Raw genomic sequence first — 19,244 nt, forward strand, 5'->3', positions numbered from 1 at the left:
CGGTGTGAAAATCGCTTTTCACGGTACTCAGCTCTGAGGTAATAGAATGACAGATGCCCGCCGTAATGCATTCAGTCTTGCTGTGGCCCTTGCAGTCAGCTCTTCCATTATCGTTACACAGGCAATGGCCGAGCGCAGGCTGCTGACAAAATCTATCGATATTGTGAAAGATGGACAAGTGGAGTTTACCCGGAGTGAGGTCAGGGTTCAGCCAACTTTAGCTGAAGACCGGCAGCCAATACCCAAATCCTTTACCACCACCTACCCGGATCTGACGCCAGCCAGAGAGGGCTATATCGTTCCTTCTGATGGCTTTACAAACATTCTTTCTGCCATCAGTGCTGACGTTTCCAGCGTCGACCTGTTTGCAACAGGCGAGAATGATGTTGCTCAGAAATACACCAAAGTCCTGAAGGTAGGTGATGAGGAAGTCTTCAAGTTCACCCATAGCCTTAACGAAAAAGAACTGGTCATTGAAGTCAGAGGCGGAATGACCGATCAGGACACCCTTGAGACTGTGCGTGATCGTTTTCCTGGCATCGAACCATTAGAGCCGCTGACGAAAATTGCCGGACCCGAAGGACTGGCTAATGTGCTCGAAGCAGCCAGTATCAGGGCAGGAAAGCTCGGCGCGAGTGATCACTACGTACCCCTTGCCACCATCGAAGTAGAAGAAGTTGAAGTGAACAGGCGTACCTTCATGCGTCCTCTCGTCGCAGGTAATAAGCCTCCTGAACTGCAACGTCTGGGTCAATCACTCTTTGTCAATGATGATGTTCTCCTGGCAGCAGCTACCTCTGCCTATATTCAGGTTCATGTCCTGCAGGAGGATTTACAACAGGAGGCGCTTAATGAACTGCTGGCACACAGCAAACCCGTCGGATATGTTGTACACGTCGAGGATGACACACAGGTTTATCCTGTGCCTGCCGGTTATCCAAAGTTGGAAGTGACAGAAGCTCCGGGGGAAGTGATTGTTTTTCATGGTCAGATGCAGAGTCCGGATGATGTCGCTTTTGTAGAAAACCTCTATAAACCCCAGGCACAAACTGGGGCTAATCACCCGGCTCCTGCAACAGCCCGGGTTAATAAACATAAAGTCAAAAGCTATCAGTACGTCATTCGAAGCAGGCAGATAGCAGTGCTGGAAAAGATTGCTGCTCAGTTGGCTGCTGCCGACCTTGACGAAAGTCAACTGATTACGCTGGCCTACTACGAATCTCTCCAGCAGGCATTGACCAGTGCTACTTCAGATCAGGCAGAGGGATTTCAGTTCGCACTGGAACACTTCAGAATTGCTTCGTCAGTCATGACGCCAACCTGGTTGAAGATTCAACTCTCAGAGCACTTCAGTTTCAAACCCGCACTTAGAAATCTTCTGACTAACCAGCATTTTGTTCAGAATATTCTCAATACCATACCTGTCTACTCCCATTTAATGGCCGATTTTTTTTACGAAGACGAACAGTTTGCTGCCAAAGTCCTGAGTGACATGGCCAAAGAGCATATTAAACTGGACAGCAGGCGAGAACAGCTACAGATCTCAGAGGCCAGGCTCTCCCAGCTTAAAAGTCAGTTGCAGCACGAAACGGAAAGAGCCGACGCCGGTGATAAGGAAAAACAGAAAGCACGAAGTCCCTGTTGGGAAGACGGGAATGAGCTTGAAAAGCCGGAAGAAACAATAACCCAAACCCCAGGCCACCGCAAAGCCAGGCCTGAAGTACTCAATAAACTGAAAGCCGTGGTAAGAGCCCTTGAGGACGACCGCCTCAGTTGTGAAGACGATGAGTATCTCCATCAACAGATCATTTCTGAAGACATACAGAAATACATCAGAGAAGCCAAAGAGCGTTCAGAGGAAAAGGCCCTGAACATACTGGCAAGCATAGAAAAAATGTTCAACATCGAAATCAATGAAGGTGATGACCAAGCAGCAAGACTTGAGAGGGTTTATAAAAGGCTTGATAGCGGAGATGTCTCAGCTGACGACCTGGATAAGATGGACAAAATCCTCTGGGAGGATTTCAGCACAGCCCCGGAAGATCTGGAAGGAAGGGATGTCAGACTCAACTCGATTCATGGGCGTCTTACTTTTAAAGTCGAAGAATGGGAACAACGAGCCAAAGAACAACAGACCTATTATCTTTCGTCTGTAGAAGATGAGCTGGAGATCTACCCTTATAAAAGCGATGCCGCTATAGAAAAAGGCAAAACTCTGACTGCCAGACTGGCCAATGATCTGCAGGTGGAGTTTGAAAAGGATATCAACCTCTCTGACAAGAAGCATATTCTATTAGCCAAAGTTTGGGCACTCACTGATGAAGTCTCAGATGTCTATGAAAATGAAAGTATCAAAAGAGACAGAAACAATGAAATAGCCCATCAACTCAACATTGAAGACTATCAGGATCATGCCACTATTGACGACCAGATCAGTCTTATTAAAGAAAAACTCACACAGCTGCGTAAAGAAGTTCTCGGGGCGGGCAAGCTTGATGTTAATGAGCGCATTGCGGCTATAGAGGACGAGCTTGACAAGCAAATGGCTCGCCTGGGATCTAAACCCCGATACGCTCTTGATCGTGAGTTAGCCACAGCCAGGCGCTTATTGGAAGAAGCTGAAAATGAGCTGAAAACTGCTCATCAAAAACTGGATGTTATGCGCATCAAACAACTTGTATTTACCGGGACCCGTGCCTACCTCCGACGTATCTCGCAACAACCCACTCTTAGCACCATTGAAGAAGCCGTGGATCTTGAACTGGACACTACTGATAGCAGTGAACAACCGGTTAAGGCCCCGGGAAAAAGACAGACACAAGCGGGCGGTAATGGTGGTACTGGCAGCAAGATGAGCCAGCAACTGACTCAGGAAAAGACCCGCCTGGAAGCTGAAGTTGAAGCCAGAAAAGCAGACGTTGAGAGAATGAAAGAAGTCCTGAAGTCTGCAGTGGAAGCCATCGAAAATGACGGCGGCCCCTTCCAGTTCACGCCAAGACAGGAAAAAGTTCGGGCCGATATGCACGCCTTCGTGCAGCAGCACTCTCTCAGGAAACAGGCTCTGGAAGCCGCAATGGGTCTGGCACAATCAGCAGCAAAAAGCGGTAAGGCAATACCCTGCCTTACGAGTTTCGATTTTGACAATGAATTGGCACCGGTTCGCTTGCAGGGACTGGTCGGCGATGAACTGACGTTTGCCCAGGCCAGCCGGATTGTGGCCATTTTCAGGAGCTTTAAAACCAGCTTCCCGGAACCTTCTCCCGAGCTTATGGAGGATCAGTCACAGAATGTTCTGGAAAAAATCCGGTCGCTGGTGCAAAGGGCCAGGAATGAGATACAGAAAGGGCCTGAACAATACGACGAAGAAATTCACAACATGGGCAAAACCGCCATTCACTACGTTGATCATAAATCAGGTGACCTGAATAGCTTCACGGAATACTTCGCCAGACATTCTGCCAGCGGTAAAAAGATCATGGCTCTGCTGCATGAAGGCCTGATCAGCAAGGTTGAACTTGAGAACTACATAAAGGCCATCAGGAGAGTCGATAATTATAAGACAGTGGATGAATTTGAACACTTCCTTGGCTACAAACACGGCGTCCAGTTGACTCACTTCAAGGCCGCCTTACGGATGCTGTCTGACAAAGACGTTGAGAAATTCATAGAGAGTGCCATTACTCCTGTGACCGGGGCTGACCCGACGGCTCTGAAAGAGTCTGTTACCGGCATGAAAGAGTACGCTGCTGCAGTCATCGCCAACTATGTTCTTGACGATATTGCCTTTGACAATGGCCGCAGGACGGCAGCTTTCCTGACTCATGTTCAGGATACCCTGACACCTTATGCCAATGCTGCCGGAATATCTGAATCAGAACTGATCCAGACTATCCATGACAACTTGATGCAGGCTCATGCCGCAGCGGTTGAGCAGCAGCTAAAGGATTACTGGGTCAAACCTTCAGCCTTCCTGATACAGGCTGTGACCTGGTACTTTTCCAACTACAAACCCCTGCTGGTGACCTACAGTGCCCGGCAGGCTGCCGAACTGCACCTCTTGAATATGTCGTTCCTCTATCTTCTGGATCTGACCAACAGGGGCGATTATACGCACAGGATATTGACACCTTTCCAGCATTGGCTGGAACGCTATGGTGTTGATCTTGACCGAACCGTTCAATATGCCTGCCACAGTGCAGTTGAACAAGTCTCTGAAGTGGGCGGACTGGCCATGCCATTGGCTAAAGCCGCTTCCTCAGTCATTCTGCTAAGAACCGGCTCCATGCTCTTTGCCAGACAGCGCAACGCCAATCCTTACAGATATCGCAGCATTTCCCGCCTGGTACCCGAAACAGTGAAATCCATGGGTTCCGGGCAAGGGGTTCAGGTGCCACTGGTGCACAGGCTGACACCGCAAAAAGTAAAACAACTGGCCTCTGCTACAGCCGGTCTGGTGCTCGGTCCAGTAGCCACTATCGGAGCATACGTTCACGGCCTTGTATCCGGGTTTACCTATGCTCAAACATTCGGATTCGCACTGGCATCGAGTCTTACTTTCGACTTCTTTATGAACGACAACAAGATGCTCACTCAATGGCTGGGCGGACCTCTGGGCCGGAGTATTGACAGGATAAATCGCTGGCGAGGCATCGGCGAAACCGACGATGAATATGTGAAACGTTCGGCTATTGCCACGCCTCAACGCTTCAATGAAACCGATGAAGAATATGCAAACCGTGTTAAAGCAAACAACACGATGCATGGCTGGACTCGACACGAAAACTATTTGCAGTTCCGAGAACGCCGGGATCGCACCATGAAGCCGTTTGACAATGGCTGGGAGAAATACTTCAGGGAAAATGTGCCGAAATGGTCATTCTCCCATGCAGAAAGTATTCCTTACTCCTACACTTTGGATGCTTTGTTAGAGGTAGTAGAATGACAAATGCTTACCCCAGTGCATTAAGCCTCGCAATGGCGATTGCAATCAATTCTTCCATCATTGCTACACAGGCACTGGCCGACCGCAGGTTGCAGACAAAATCTGTTGATATTCAGGGCGACCGACATGTGGAGTTTACCCAAAGTGAGGTCATAGTTCGGCCAACTTTAGATGATAACCAGCAGCCAATACCTAAATCCTTTACAACTACCTACCCTGATCCTGATTTCTCTGGACTCAGAGTGGGCTATGTCAGCCCTGCCGGAGGCTTTACAGACATTCTTTCTGATTTCGATTGTCATGTTTCCAGTGTTGATCTGTTTGAAACCGGCGAGAATGACGTTGCTCAGAAATACACCAAAGTCCTCAAGGTGGGAGATGAGGGAGTCTTCAGGTTCAGCCATAACCTTGAAGAAAAGAAACTGGTCATTGAAGTCAGAGGCGGAATGACCGATCAGGACTCTGTTGAGATGGTTCTTTCTCAATGGGCTGACATGAAATCCCTGGAACCTTTAACGAAAATCGCCAGACCCACACAGATGTTAGCAGTGCTGGAAAGCGTTGATGAGAGGGCAGGAAACCTCGGCTCGAGTGATCACTATGTTGCCCTTGCCACTATTGAAGTAGACAAGGTTGATGTCAGTGGGCGTACCTTCATGCGGCTTATCTCGGGGGGTGAACGGCCTCCAGAACCGGAGCGTCTGGGACAATCGCTCTTTGTCAATGATGAGGTTCTCCTGGCGGCGGCCACCTCTGCCTATATACAGGTTCATGTACTGGCAGGAGAGTTACAACAGGAAGCTCTCAACAAGCTGCTGTCATACCATAAACCCGTCGGATATATAGTACACGTCGAGGATAACATGCAGACTTACTCTGTGCCTGCCGGTTATCCAAAACTCGAAGTGACCGAGGCCCCCGGAGAGGTTATTGTTTTCCATGGTCAGAAACAGAGCGCGACCGATATCGCTTTTGTAGAAACCTTCAATAACCTCCTGAAAGAAGCTGAGGGTAATGACCCCGTTCATAAAGTAACAACAGAGATTCAAGAACATAAGGTCAATAGCTACCGATACGTCATTCGAAGCAGGCAGTTGGCAGTACTGGAAGAGTTTGTTGTACGGCACGAAGCCGGAGTTAACAAAGATCAAATGACGCTTGCACAGGAAGATAAATTGACGGCGCTTGCGCTTGCCAACTATGAATCTCTGCAGCAGGCATTGAGCAGTGCGACTCCGGATCAAACACATAAATTTGAGTTCACACTGGAACACATCAAAGCTGCTTCGTCAGTGATCACGCCAGCCTGGATGCAGGACCAACTCTTAAAATACTTCAGCTTCAAACCTGTACTCAGAGATCTTCTGACTGATCAGCATTCTGTTCAGAAGATGCTGAGCTATATACCCACTGTCGTCAGTTCCGCCAACAACATGGACCGACAGCTGACTGAGGTCGACGACCAGCCGGAACAACTAGTCCGTGATGCCAGAAGTGTTTACAACTCTGAAATGGCAATACTGCTTGGCATAGATGACTGGGATGATACCTGGTCACCGGATGAGCAAGCCATTCGTCTCCTGGAGAAAATTAACGACATGCACAGAGCGGTTGCCAACGCTCACTCCATTCAACAGTATCGGCAACAACAGACAGACCTGTCCGACCCGGAGAAACTGGCACTGGTGACAGAGAGGCAACAAAGCACCAGCACAGAGACTGAAAAATCAGCTGAAATCAGAGCCCGCTTTGCAGCTCTTGCCGAACATTTAAACATTCAGGATTTTGATAGCAATGCAGATATTGACGCTCAACAAGAGCGCCTGATTCAGAGCATTCAGACCCTGAATGCTCAAGTCACTGAGGACGAAGCTTTCGTCAAATTAAGGAAAGATTCCGTGAGGGAGGTTCTTAGTCTTGCACTGAGTGAACGCAACACGTTAGAAGACCGTCAGGTACTGTCAGAAGACACTAGGCGCGGGGTCGACAGACTTGCAGGTGTGGAAAATCCCCCCGAATTAAAGCCTGAAGTACTTCATAAACTGAGTGCTCTGGAAGCAGCCCTGGACATGGATGTCCTCGATAGAGAAGACGATGAGTACAGTCGTCGTCAGGCCATTTCTGAAGAAATTCAGACATTCATCACAAAAGCCAGACAGCGGACAGAGGAAGAGGCACTGGAGTTACTGAAAAACGCCGAAGGAATCCTCGGGATCGAGGTCAATGAAGGCGATCACAACGAAAAACGACTTCACAGAATTCTTACAAAACTTGTCAGCGATGACATCACCGAAAAAAAACTGGATCATATAGAGCATGCCTTCAGGCAAGAAGACTTCATACCTGAGAACGAATACTGGAAAGATAAAATTCGGAGGCTTGGTAAGCGTCTTGTCTTTTATATCGAAGGCGCCGGTCATCGAGCCTCACATCAACAGACAAGGATGCTTGAAACTCTAGAAGACGAGCTGGGTATCGACACAAGTAAAAACGTTGCTGCTAAAAAAGCAAGCCAGACTTTCATTGCTACACTGGCCGATGCTCTAGAAATAGAATTTGAAAAAGATGCCAGCCTGAATGAACAGAAGGAAGTTATGGCAGCCAAAATTCAGGCACTGATTTATCAGCTAGACGAACTCTACGATAACGAAGGTATTATAAGAACCAGAAATAACGAGATTGCACATCGCCTTGGCATTGGGAACTATAAAGACGATGCCGCTGTGGATGTTCAGTCCAATCTCATTAAAGAAACTCTCCAATATCTGCATGAAATCGTTTTAAAAGTAGATCAGCCCGACGTTCATGAGCGTATCGCAGCCATTAATGAAGAGCTTGACAGGCAAATGGCGCGCCTGGGACCTAAGCCTCGATTCGTCCTTGATCGTGATCTGGCCATGGCCAGTCAAGCATTAAAAGAAGCTGAAAGCGAGCTGAATGATGTTCATCGCAAACTGAATGAAATTCGTGGCAAAAATGTGTTATTTGCGGGGAACCGTGCTGACGTCCAACATATCTCCGATGAAGACGACACGCTTTTAACTAAGGCAATGAAACAATTGCAGACCGGCCTTGGCCTGGCTGCAGGTGATGAACAAAGACCTGCTGGGCGAATTGAGGACATCATGCATTTCCTGGGGAGGTACAGTAAAGCGACACGGAATGAAATCCTTGAGCAACTGGGAGCCAAAACAAATACGAACCTCGAGATGAAAGGAGATGTCGAAAGTTTTCGGGAAGATGATGATTACTTTTTTATCTTTCGGAGCAATCCAGATAATAATGATCAAGACCAAGATGATAAAGTTGCTGAACCATTGGGTGAACTGCCTCTGGCCAAGGCAAAGTACATTCAAGTCAGGCAATTCCTGCGTCGTCACGACAAGAAAAACAGGCAGGTGACCAGTGCACTGCTTGAAGAGAGGAATGCACGAGAGAATCTGGAACTTAAGAAAGAGGAAATTAAGCGTTTTGAAAACACCGATGAGAAGACTGAAATCGTATACAAGAAAGAAATAGTTCAGCTGAATAAAGCCCTGGAGCAGAAAAGTAAGGCTGTAGCAAAAGCAGAAGAGGACCTGACGGATCTTCATGAAGCCTGTCTTGGCTCGATGGAAAGACTCATCGGTCTTAAACCAGACACCACTGACACCAATGAATACCGGGTTAATGCCCTGAGAAACAGGCAGGCAGAGCTGGGCGGTGATGATGGTACTGGCGGCTATATCCAACAACTGGCTCAGGAACAGGCCCGCCTGGAAGAGGAGATTGAAACCAGGCAAGCAGATATTGAGAGGTTAAAGGAAGCCCTGGTGGCTGCAGAGGAAGCCCTGGGGGCTAAAGAGAAAGCTCTCGAAAATGAGGGTAGTCACTGCCAGTACACGCCGGGGCAGTTAAAAGTTCTGACCGATATGCACACCTTCATGGAACAGCACCCTCTCAAGAAACAAGCTCTGCAAGCCGCATTGGGTCTGGCAGAATTAGCAGCAAAAAACCCTGAGAAAATACACCTCCTTAAAAAGCTCAATTTTGACGATGAATTTGCGCCAATTCGCTTGCAGGCGTTGGCTGGAGATGATCTGACGTTCGGTCAGGCCAGTCGAATTGTGGAATTCTTCACGAGTTTGAAAACAAACTTCCCGGAATGCCCTTCCGAACCTGTTGCAGATTGGCCTTTGAATGTTCTGGAAGAAGTCCAGACTCTGGCAAACAGGGCCAGAAAAGAGATGAAAACCGGGTCTCAACAATACAACAACGAAATTAACGACATGGCCAAAACAGCCATTCACTTAGTCAAAGATGCACCAGGGAAACCGAAAGATTTCTCGGAATACTTCGCTACCCATTCTGCCAGTGGTAACAAGATCATAACTCTGCTGCGTGAAGGCGTGATCAGCAAGATTGAACTTGAGAACTACATAAAGGCCGTCAAAGGCGCCGACGGTTATCAGACAGTGGACGAATTTGAACATTTCCTTGGTTACCAACACGGCGTCAAGGTGCCTAAGTTCAGGAAGGTCATCCGTATGCTGTCCGACAGGGGGATTGATGAATTCCTGGAAAGTGCCTTTAACCCTGTGACGGTGGCTGGCGCGGCGGGTATAAAAGCTTCTGTTGCCAACATGAAAGAGTACGCAGTTGCTGTCATCGCCAACTATGTTCTTGACGATATTGCCTTTGACAATGGCCGCAGGACGGCAGCGTTTCTGGCCAATGTTCAGGATACCCTGACACCTTACGCCAATGCTGCCGGACTCTCTGAATCAGAACTGATCAAAGCTGTCCATGACACATTGATGCAGGCTCATGCCACAGCGGTCGTACAGCAGCTCAATGATTACTGGGTCAAACCTTCGGCCTTTCTGGTACAGGCTGTCACCTGGTACTTCTCCAGCTACAAACCACTACTGGCGACTCGTACCGCCGGGCAGGCTTCCGCGCTGTCCCTGTCAAACATGGCGTTCCTCTATCTTCTGGATCTGACCAACAGGGGGGATTACGCGCACAGAATGCTCATACCTTTTCAGCACTGGCTGGAAGACTACGGTGTTGATCTCGACCGAACCAGGCAATATGCCTATCACAGCGAAATTGAAACAATCTCTGAAGTGGGTGGGCTGGCCATGCCATTGGGTAAAGCCGCTTCCTCCGTCATTTTGCTGAAAACCGGCTCCATGTTGTTTGCCCGACAGTACAACGCCAACCCGCAGATGTATCGCAGCATTTCCCGTCTGGTGCCCGAACTAGTCAATTCCATGGGTTCCGGGAAAGGGGTTCAGGTACCTGTGCTGCATAAGGTGACACCACAAAAAGTAAAAACTCTGGCTTCTGCCACGGTCGGTCTTGTGCTGGGACCGGTAGCCACCTTCGGAACATACGCCCATGGTTTTTTATCCGGTTTTACCTATGCTCAAACCTTCGGATTCGCCCTGGCGTCGAGTCTCACTTTCGACTTCTTTATGAACGACAACAAGATGCTCACTCAATGGCTGGGTGGTCCTATGGGCCGCACTCTTGACAGGATTAATCGCTGGCGAGGCATCGGTGAAACGCAGGATGAATATGTGAAACGTACGGTTATTGCCACGCCTCAACGCTTCAATGAAACCGATGAGGCCTATGCCAACCGTGTTAAAGCAGGCAACATGATGTATGGCTGGACTCTACATGAAAATTACCTACAGTTTCGTGAACGCCGTGATCGCACCATGAAGATGTCTGAGAATGGCTGGGAGAAATACTTTAAGGAAAATGTACCTAAATGGTCGTTTTCCCACGCAGAAAGCATTCCATACTCTTACACTCCTGGAGCCTTTTACCAATGATAAAAGAGCGATAATGAGAAAGCGCCTGTTCATGAAAAAACAAATGCCCCGCAATCAAGCCTCTCCTTCTGAGCCCACAGACCTCTGAGGTATTGGAATGACGAATGCTCGCCCCAGGGCATTAAGCCTTGCAGTAGCTATTGTAATCAGCTCTTCGATCATTGCCACACAGACACTGGCCGATCGGAAGCTGCGGACAAAATCTATCAATATTCTGGTCAATGGACATATGGAGTTTACCCATAGTGAAGCCATGGTTCGGCCAACTTTAGACCCTGACCAGCAGCCAATACCCAAATCCTGTACAACCACCTACATTGCCCTGGCTGCAGACAAGGAGAACCAGGTCCTTCCTGCTGTAAGCTTTACACAAGTTCTTTCTTTTGTTGATGGCGTCATGTCCATTGTTGATCTGTTTGAAACAGACGAGAATGACGTGGCTCAGAAATACACCAAAGTACTGAAGGTAGGTGATGAGGGAGTCTTCAGGTTCACCCATAACCTTGAAGGAAAGGAACTGGTCATTGAAGTCAGGGCCGGAATGACCGATCAGGATTCCGTTGAGGCGGTTCGTGCTGGATTTCCCTGGCCACTTCACGGCGCCCAATCTTTAGAGCCCTTAACGAAAATCGCCAACCCCTTTCGACTCAATGATTTGCTGAATACTGTCTATGACAGAACAGGAAATCTCGGCACCAGCGATCACTATGTTGCCCTTGCCACCATTGAAGTAGAAAAAGTTGCAGTGAACGGGCGCACCTTCATGCGTCATATCGCTTCGAAAGATCAGCCCCCTGAACTGCGGCGCCTGGGTCAATCACTATTTGTCAATGACGATGTTCTCCTGGCAGCTGCCACCTCTGCCTATATCCAGGTTCATGTCCTGGGAGAGGAGTTACAACAGCAGGCTCTTAATAAACTGTTAGCACACAGCAAACCCGTCGGCTACGTTGTACATGTCGTGGATGACAAGCAGGTTTATCCTGTGCCTGCGGGTTATCCAAAGCTGGAAGTCGCAGAAGTTCCGGGGAAGATGATTGTTTTCCATGGACAGAAGCTGGACCCCCATGAAATCGTTTATGTAGAAAACCTCTATGAGCTATGGAATGAAGTTGAGGGTCATACCCACGCCGCCGCATTGGTAACACAGGTTAAAAAATATAAGGCCAAAAGCTACCGGTACGCCATTCGAAGCATGCAGATGGCAATACTGGAGGAGTTTGTTGCGCGACACGGTGCTGAGCTGCCGACGACGCTCACAAACGAAGACAAACCGGCAATGCATGCGCTTGTTTACTACGAATATCTCCAGCAGGCATTAGCCAGTGCGACTCCCGATCATACGATTTTTGCCAGTGAATTTGAATTCACACTGGAACACATAAGAGTCGCTTCGTCGGTCATCACCTCACCCTGGGTGCATACTCAACTGGTAAAACACTTCGGTTTCAAACCTGTACTCAGAAACCTTCTGATTAACCCACATTTTGCTAGGAATATTCAGAATTCTGTACCCGTTATCAACGATATCAACCAGGTGCAGACCGGTTCTCGTGGAAACGACAAAAAGTTTGCTGCCAAAGTCATAAGAGATATGACCAGACAGCTGCTTGAAAAACTGGAGGAGCTACAGGCAGAAGAAGAGGAACTCGTCCAACTTCATAACAACTTACGGCGCACAACCCAGAGAGCGAATGTCAGTCAGAAGGAAAAACTGAGAGCACAGCGGCGCTATCGGGAAGTTGAGGAGGAGCTTGCAAAGGTTCAAATCGAGCTGGAAGATCTGGAAAATCAGGAACTGAAAATTCTGCAGCAAGTTCAACGAATCCCGGAGCTGGAAAAACAAGTTCGTAATATCAGGTCAGAAGCCACAAACGCAGTTAACACTCAAATGGCCGCAGAGCTTGGTATTGATAACTGGGATGATGCCCAGCCACCAGAAGAACAAGCCAGGCTCATCAGAATGAAAATTTATGAAATCAAACAATGGGTGGCAGCAGGAAGATCCAGTCAGGAAACTCTGACTGCAGAACTGGCCGTCATTGAAGGCCAGTTCGGTATTATCCCGGTGGATGAAAACGATGTGGATGCCCGCTATCAGACCATTCAACAGCATATGCAACAAATGCCAGACCCATCTGATGGCGCAGCCTACCTGAAACTGGCGCGCATTGAAAATCAGCTCAATCTGGCACCAGATAACGAAGCTGATCTGGTAGCACGTCACCAGGCCATTCTTGATCGGTTGCAACGGCACCTTCTGGCCACCAACACAGTGGCTGCAATAAAAAACCAATATAAAACCTTTGCCGTACATTTAAATGTTGAGGATTTTGATGTCGATGCAGATATTGACTTTCAGCAAAAAAGCTTGCTCCAAAGAATTAAGACAATGGCTGTCCAAGAACAATTTCTGCTTCAAAAACTTAAGACAATGGAGAGTTACGAAGACATCATGTACGAGAATCATGAGTCTTTGGCTGAGAAAACTCAGAAATTGAGCAATCAACAATATTTAGAGAATTCTTACACCAGGGCCAGAAAAGATGCTCTGGCAGCGGTACTTGGTAAAGAGCTGAGTCCAGACAACACACCAGAAAGCCGTGACCTTCTGGAATCAACAGTCAATGCCAAGCTCTTCGAGCTTGTAGAGCTGAAAAAAGAACTGGATGACATCAGAACCCCCGCCCCCCCCAAAGCCATGCCTGAAGTACTTGAGAAACTCAAAGCCGTGGAAAGAGCCCTGAAGATGGATCTCTTCTCTGTAGAGGACGATGCCTATCTCCGACGCCGGGCGATTTCTGATGTTATGCAGACCCACATCAAAGAAGCCAGACAAAGGTCGGAGGAAGAGGCCCTGAAGATACTGGAAACCTTCGAAGAATTATTCAACATCAAAATCAATGAAGGTGATGACAAAACTGCAAGATTAGACCTGGTTCGTATAAAACTTGCTGGCGATGCGATTTCGGAATACATGCTGGATCAGATGGATAAAGTCCTTTGGGAAGATGGCGGCACAGCTTCGGAGAAGATGGTGGCCAGGGTCAGACTCGACAATATTCGTGAGCGTCTTACCTTTAAAGTCGAAGAGTCGGATAAGCGAGCCGAAGTAAAACAGGCATTTTATCTAATGACTATAGAAGAAGAGCTAAAAATCGACCCTTATAAAAGCTTTACTGCTATGGAAAAAGGCATGGCTTTAACCACTAAGCTGGCCAATGATCTGGGGGTAGAATTTGAAAAGGATCTCAGCCTGTTTCAGCGCAGGCGTGATCTATGTATCAAAACTTTTGTACTGATGGATAAGGTAAACGAAAACTATGAAGATGAAAGTGTCAAAAGACTCAGAAACAATGAAATGGCTCATCAACTCAACATTGAAGACTATGAAGTTCATGCCTCTATTGACGAACAGAACAGTCTGATCACAGAAAAACTCATACAGCTTAATGAAGCTGCTTTCAGAGGGGGTCGGCCTGATGTTAATGAACGTATCTCACTCATTGAGAATGAGCTTGACAGACAAATAGTGCGCCTGGGACCTAAACCCCGATACGTTCTTGAGCGTGAGCTGGCCATCGCGAAACGAGTATTAGAAGAAGCTGAACGTAAGCTGACGGTCCGGGAACAGGCCCGTCTGGAAGGTGAGATTAGAACCAGGGAATCAGACATTGAGAAAATGAAGGAAGTCCTGAGTAATGCCGGGAAAGCCGTCGAAAATAATCCTGGTCCCTTCCAGTACACGCCGAAACAGGCAGAAGTTCGGGACGCTATCCAGACATTCGCGCAACAGCACGCTCTCAATAAACAAGCTCTGGAAGCCGCGTTTGCTCTGGCAGAATCAGCAGTAAAAAGCGGTAACACAATACCCTGTCTTACAAGTTTCGATTTTGACAACGAATTTGCACCGATTCGCATGCAGGCACTGATTGGTGACGAACTGACGTTTGCTCAGGCCAGTCGACTTGTTGAACTCTTCAAGCGCCTGAAAACGAGTTCTCTGACGGCCCTGGAAGAAGTTCAAATTCTGGTGCACAGAGCCAGGAATGAGATAAAAACCGGAGCACAAGAATACGACGACGAAATTTACGGCATGGGTAAAACAGCCCTTCACTTCGTCGAGCATGAACCAAAGGACCTGAAAGGCTTCTCGGAATATTTCGCTGCCCGTTCTGCCAGTGGCAACAGGATCATAGCTCTGCTGCGTGAAGGTCTGATCAGTAAGGTTGAACTTGAGAACTACATGAAAGCCGTCAGAGGGGTCGACGGTTATCAGACAGTGGATGAATTTGAGCACTTCCTTGATTATAAACACGGCATCAGGGTGCCTGAGTTCAGGAAGGTTGTACAGATGCTATCCGACAAGGGTGCTGAGGAATTCATGCAGGCTGTCTTGACTCCTGAGACCCTGACTGCCAATGGCCCGGCAGGTATGAAAGAGTCGATTGCCGGCATGAAAGAGTACGCAGCTGCTGTTATCGCCAATTATGTGCTTGACGATATTGCCTTTGACAATGGCCGTAGAACAGCAGCATTCCTGGCCAACGTTCAGGATACCCTGACACCTTATGCCAATGCTGTTGGAATATCTGAATCAGAACTGATCAAGGCTATCCATGACACATTGATGCAGGCCCATGCCGCAGCGGTTGAGCAGCAGCTAAAGGATTACTGGGTCAAACCTTCAGCCTTTCTGGTACAGGCTGTCACCTGGTACTACTCCAGCTACAAACCGCTTCTGGTAGATCGTAGCGCCTGGCAGGCTGCCGGGCTGTCCCTGTCAAACATGTCGTTTCTTTATCTTCTGGACCTGACCAACAGGGGCGATTATTTGCACAGAATGCTCACACCTTTCCAGCACTGGTTGCAAGGCTACGGTGCTGATCTTGACCGAACCAGCCAATATGCCTACCACAGCAGAATTGAACAAATCTCTGAATTGGGCGGACTGGCCATGCCACTGGGCAAGGCCGCTTCTGCAGTCATTCTGCTGAGAACCGGCTCTATGTTGTTTGCCAGACAGCACAACGCCAACCCTCAAATGTATCGCAGCATTTTCCGTCTGGTGCCGGAAATAGTGAAATCCATGGGTTCCCGACAAGGGATTCAGGTACCGCTGCTGCACAGGGTGACACCACAAACAGTGAAAACGCTGGCCTCCGCCGCAGCCGGTCTGGTGCTGGGTCCGGTAACCACTGCCGGTGCATACGTCCATAGCCTTTTATCAGGGTTTACCTATACCCAAACATTAGCATTCGCGCTGGCGTCGAGTCTTACTTTCGACTTCTTTATGAACGACAACAAGATGCTCACTCAATGGCTGGGTGGACCTTTGGGTCGCAGTCTGGACAAAATTAATCGCTGGATAGGCATGGGCGAAACAGACGATGAATATGGGAAACGTACCGCTGTTGCTTCGCCTCAACGCTTCACTGAAACCGATGAAGACTATGCAAACCGTGTTAAAGCAAGCAACAGTACGCACGGCTGGACCCGACACGAAAATTACCTGCAGTTCCGTGAACGCCGGGATCACACCATGAAGCTATTCGAGAATAGCTGGGAGAAATACTTCAGGGAAAATGTGCCTGAATGGTCATTTTCCCACGCAGAAAGTATTCCTTACTCCTACACTCTGGGAGCCTTCTACAAGTGGCGACAGGGTTATGATCAGATAGTTCCTGTTCATGATAACAGAGGTATCTCTCAACCAAGCTTTCTGACTGTTGACTCAGGCTCTCAGTCTGAAACTGAGCAGAAGTGAGATTACTCAGCTGAAGTGCCTTCATGATGGAGGGTGTCGCAAAACTCTGGTTCCCATGCTTTCAGGCCCTGTGGGTCCCTTTACTCTCCAAGGGAAAAAACCAGTAAAGTCAGTCTGGTTGCACATCGTCGCGAAGTTACAGTGAACTCTTTACGCAACTATATTCCAGAATTTATTGATGAGTTCTATCAAAAAGCGGTGGGTAAGGAAAAAACAGACAGAAACTTTATTATCAAAGTCTATGTTTCTGGTGAGTATCTTGACCAACACGTTTCCCTGGAGCGTGGTGGTTTTGATTTTCAGAAGGAAAAGAAAGGCAGTGACTTAGACTTTGGGATTGCCCAGTCAGAGATTGAAGTGTCTGCCGCTGAACTGGCGATTAGCGCAGTGAGCAATGATGTCCAGGCTCGGAGAGAGAAAAAAACCCAGCGGATCAAAAACTATGTAGAAGAACAAGCACCCTGGCATCGAAGCTTGATGGGCAAGATTGATGTTACGGACCTGGCATACAATGCCACCGATGAGCAAATCGAGGGAAAACTTCAAAGCGAAAAATATCGATTAGAAGTTAAGACGCGTGGAGCCGTAAAACACCTCCTGGAAAGTGAAAAAACTGAAGATCTGAAGCACAAGACCTCAGAAATTGTACAAATGGTCTCTGATACCAGCAAAAATGACCTGGCTCATTATATTTCCATGCGTCGCAGTGTTATTGACATTTTTGAAAAAAGCCTGCAAACCGGTGATGATGGTAAGTACTCTTCTGAGGGTGTAGTGCATGACATTATTTTCCCCAGAAAAGGCGACAGTGACCAAACACCTTTTGAAGATCATAACCTTTGGTTAATTGATGAACGCCTCAATTTTACCGAATACCTCTCCTCTGATATCCCTTTGGAAGGAAAGTCAGGCAGGCCAGATATTCTGGCATTTGATCACCGAATGGTTTTTCGAGGTGAGAATGAAGCCAGCAATCCTGTAACTATATTCGAGTTCAAGAGACCACAGCGAGATGATTTTGCCAACCCATCTTCTAAGGAGGATCCTGTGCAGCAAATTATTCGCTATGTTCGCAAGCTACGTGATGGCGAGTTCACCACGCCTCAGGGCAGGGAGATAAAGATTAACACCAATACCCCGTTCTATGGCTATGTTATCTGTGACTTAAACAAAAAGGTGAAGACCTGGTTGGAAGAAGAAAAAGATTTCAAGCCCCTTCCAGATCGACAGGGGTACTTCCGTTGGCATGATAGTCTTAATCTTTACACTGAAGTAGTCAGTTGGGATAAGGTGTTAAAAGATGCAATGATGCGGAACCGGGTATTCTTTCATCATCTTAGGATTTGATGTAGGACAATTGCAGTCTTTCATTGCCGTAGTCTTCATTTTCTTCACAACCTGCAATGACCGCACAGATGGTTAAGAGCAGAATATCAGCAAGTTTATGATCTACTTTCTATTGCTGACGTGCGTCGTAAATGACAGATAGCCTATTCATTAAATCAAATGCATTCATTTCAAGAACATCCAAATCTTTTTTGTATAAGTCAATGGATGTATACTTTACTCTATAGGTGGATGTCCTTATAGCCATTTCCAGCAGGAAGCCAAGCCGATATTCACACTCAAAGGACTCCACCCTGATCCCGAGGCAGCAAAAGAGGCCGCCAGGGCCAAACTGAAGTCACTAAAAAGAGGCCAGGGTACCGGCAGCCTTTCATTGGCAGGGCGAACCGACATAACCGCCGAGACCCGATTAACGTTAAGCGGCATCAAGGTCAATACTAATGGAGACTGGATCGTCACCCGAGCCGAACATCAACTCACCCGGTCTGGATTAGCTACCCGATTAAGTATCGAAACTTCAATAAATAATCACCGTTTAATAGCTCTTTAAAGGGTTTAAGGTGAAGGCAATATCTAAAGACGAATGAATGTGCAAGCGGGGTGATTTGAGACTTATTAAAAGTAAAAGAAATCAAGGGAACGGTGGTTGTTAAGGTGTTCAGATTAAAGCGTAGCTAATCTCAAACCTCGCGGCGCGCTACACTGGATTTGAATTTTGGCTTTTGCGACACCCTCGATTGGGCGAGGGTTTACGACGATTTTGCTAAACAGAGGTGTTCTAGTTGACCTCCGGTCATCATAAGAAAGTTCGTAGAAGAACGGGGCAAGTCACCCCGAAAAAATGGAAAGAAATATTATTGGCAGAGGGCTTTTCTTTGAGCGATATCCCGATTTAAAACTTGAATATTGGCTTCCTTAATATTCCAGACTTTTAAAAACCAGGGTGAAAACTTCTTTCTAAGCTTATCAGTAAGGCCGGGTAAAAACATCGGTGGCACGCCCGGAATAACCAGTACAAGCTGAATGGTCAAACCCGACCAATCAGAGCTTTTAAATTCTGCAGGCAGTTCCTTATTGATCGGCTGATAACGTCCGGCCAGCCCCAAAACAGAGAGTTGCAAAGAGTTATAGAGTTTTTCATAAATTGCTTGCAACTGAGCATCAAACGCCTCTTTGCTTTTACGTTCATTGGCGATAGTTGTCTTTGCTTCCAACACCCATAAGTTATTACCAGCGTCGATGTAAAGAAACTCGGCCTTTTTTATCCCTTCACCAACGCCAATGGCTCCCTGAGCGTTCTCAATACGGTAACAACGGTCATCCTCAAAATGGAACGACAAACCGGATTCTGTAAACTCCAAGA

At 47.6% G+C, this 19,244-nt stretch carries 5 protein-coding genes and 1 pseudogene; 4 read left to right on the forward strand and 2 right to left on the reverse strand.

Features of this window, described 5'->3' with window-relative positions:
* The first annotated feature begins 46 nt into the window (after window positions 1–46).
* The 4 genes from ACOJUO_RS25275 to ACOJUO_RS25290 all read left to right on the forward strand — a co-directional run bounded on the left by ACOJUO_RS25275 (window position 47) and on the right by ACOJUO_RS25290 (window position 17,881).
* Window positions 47–4,942, forward strand: coding sequence for a hypothetical protein (locus ACOJUO_RS25275; protein ID WP_422138565.1), 4,896 nt, complete (start codon window positions 47–49; stop codon window positions 4,940–4,942).
* Window positions 4,939–10,767: a hypothetical protein gene (locus ACOJUO_RS25280; protein WP_422138566.1), complete on the forward strand. Its 5,829-nt coding sequence runs from the start codon at window positions 4,939–4,941 to the stop codon at window positions 10,765–10,767. The genes ACOJUO_RS25275 and ACOJUO_RS25280 overlap by 4 nt, the downstream gene beginning before the upstream one ends.
* 97 nt (window positions 10,768–10,864) lie before the next feature.
* On the forward strand, window positions 10,865–16,534 hold the full coding sequence (locus tag ACOJUO_RS25285) for a hypothetical protein (RefSeq protein ID WP_422138567.1): 5,670 nt from the start codon (window positions 10,865–10,867) through the stop codon (window positions 16,532–16,534).
* Window positions 16,535–16,675: 141 nt separating this feature from the next.
* Window positions 16,676–17,881, forward strand: a complete 1,206-nt coding sequence (locus ACOJUO_RS25290) for a hypothetical protein (RefSeq protein ID WP_422138568.1) — start codon at window positions 16,676–16,678, stop codon at window positions 17,879–17,881.
* Between the two features lie 13 nt (window positions 17,882–17,894).
* On the opposite strand, the pseudogene ACOJUO_RS25295 reads toward ACOJUO_RS25290, so the two are convergent.
* Both ACOJUO_RS25295 and ACOJUO_RS25300 read right to left on the reverse strand, forming a co-directional pair.
* Window positions 17,895–18,050 (reverse strand): annotated as a pseudogene (locus ACOJUO_RS25295) (transposase family protein); the annotation flags it as partial.
* A 685-nt stretch (window positions 18,051–18,735) separates the two neighbouring features.
* Window positions 18,736–19,242 carry a hypothetical protein gene (locus ACOJUO_RS25300; protein ID WP_422134646.1) on the reverse strand — a complete coding sequence of 169 codons (507 nt, stop codon included), beginning with the start codon at window positions 19,240–19,242 and terminating at the stop codon, window positions 18,736–18,738.
* Between the last annotated feature and the right edge of the window lie 2 nt (window positions 19,243–19,244).

Origin of the sequence: Endozoicomonas sp. ALC020 (assembly GCF_049275935.1) — a bacterium.
Lineage (GTDB): Bacteria > Pseudomonadota > Gammaproteobacteria > Pseudomonadales > Endozoicomonadaceae > Endozoicomonas_A.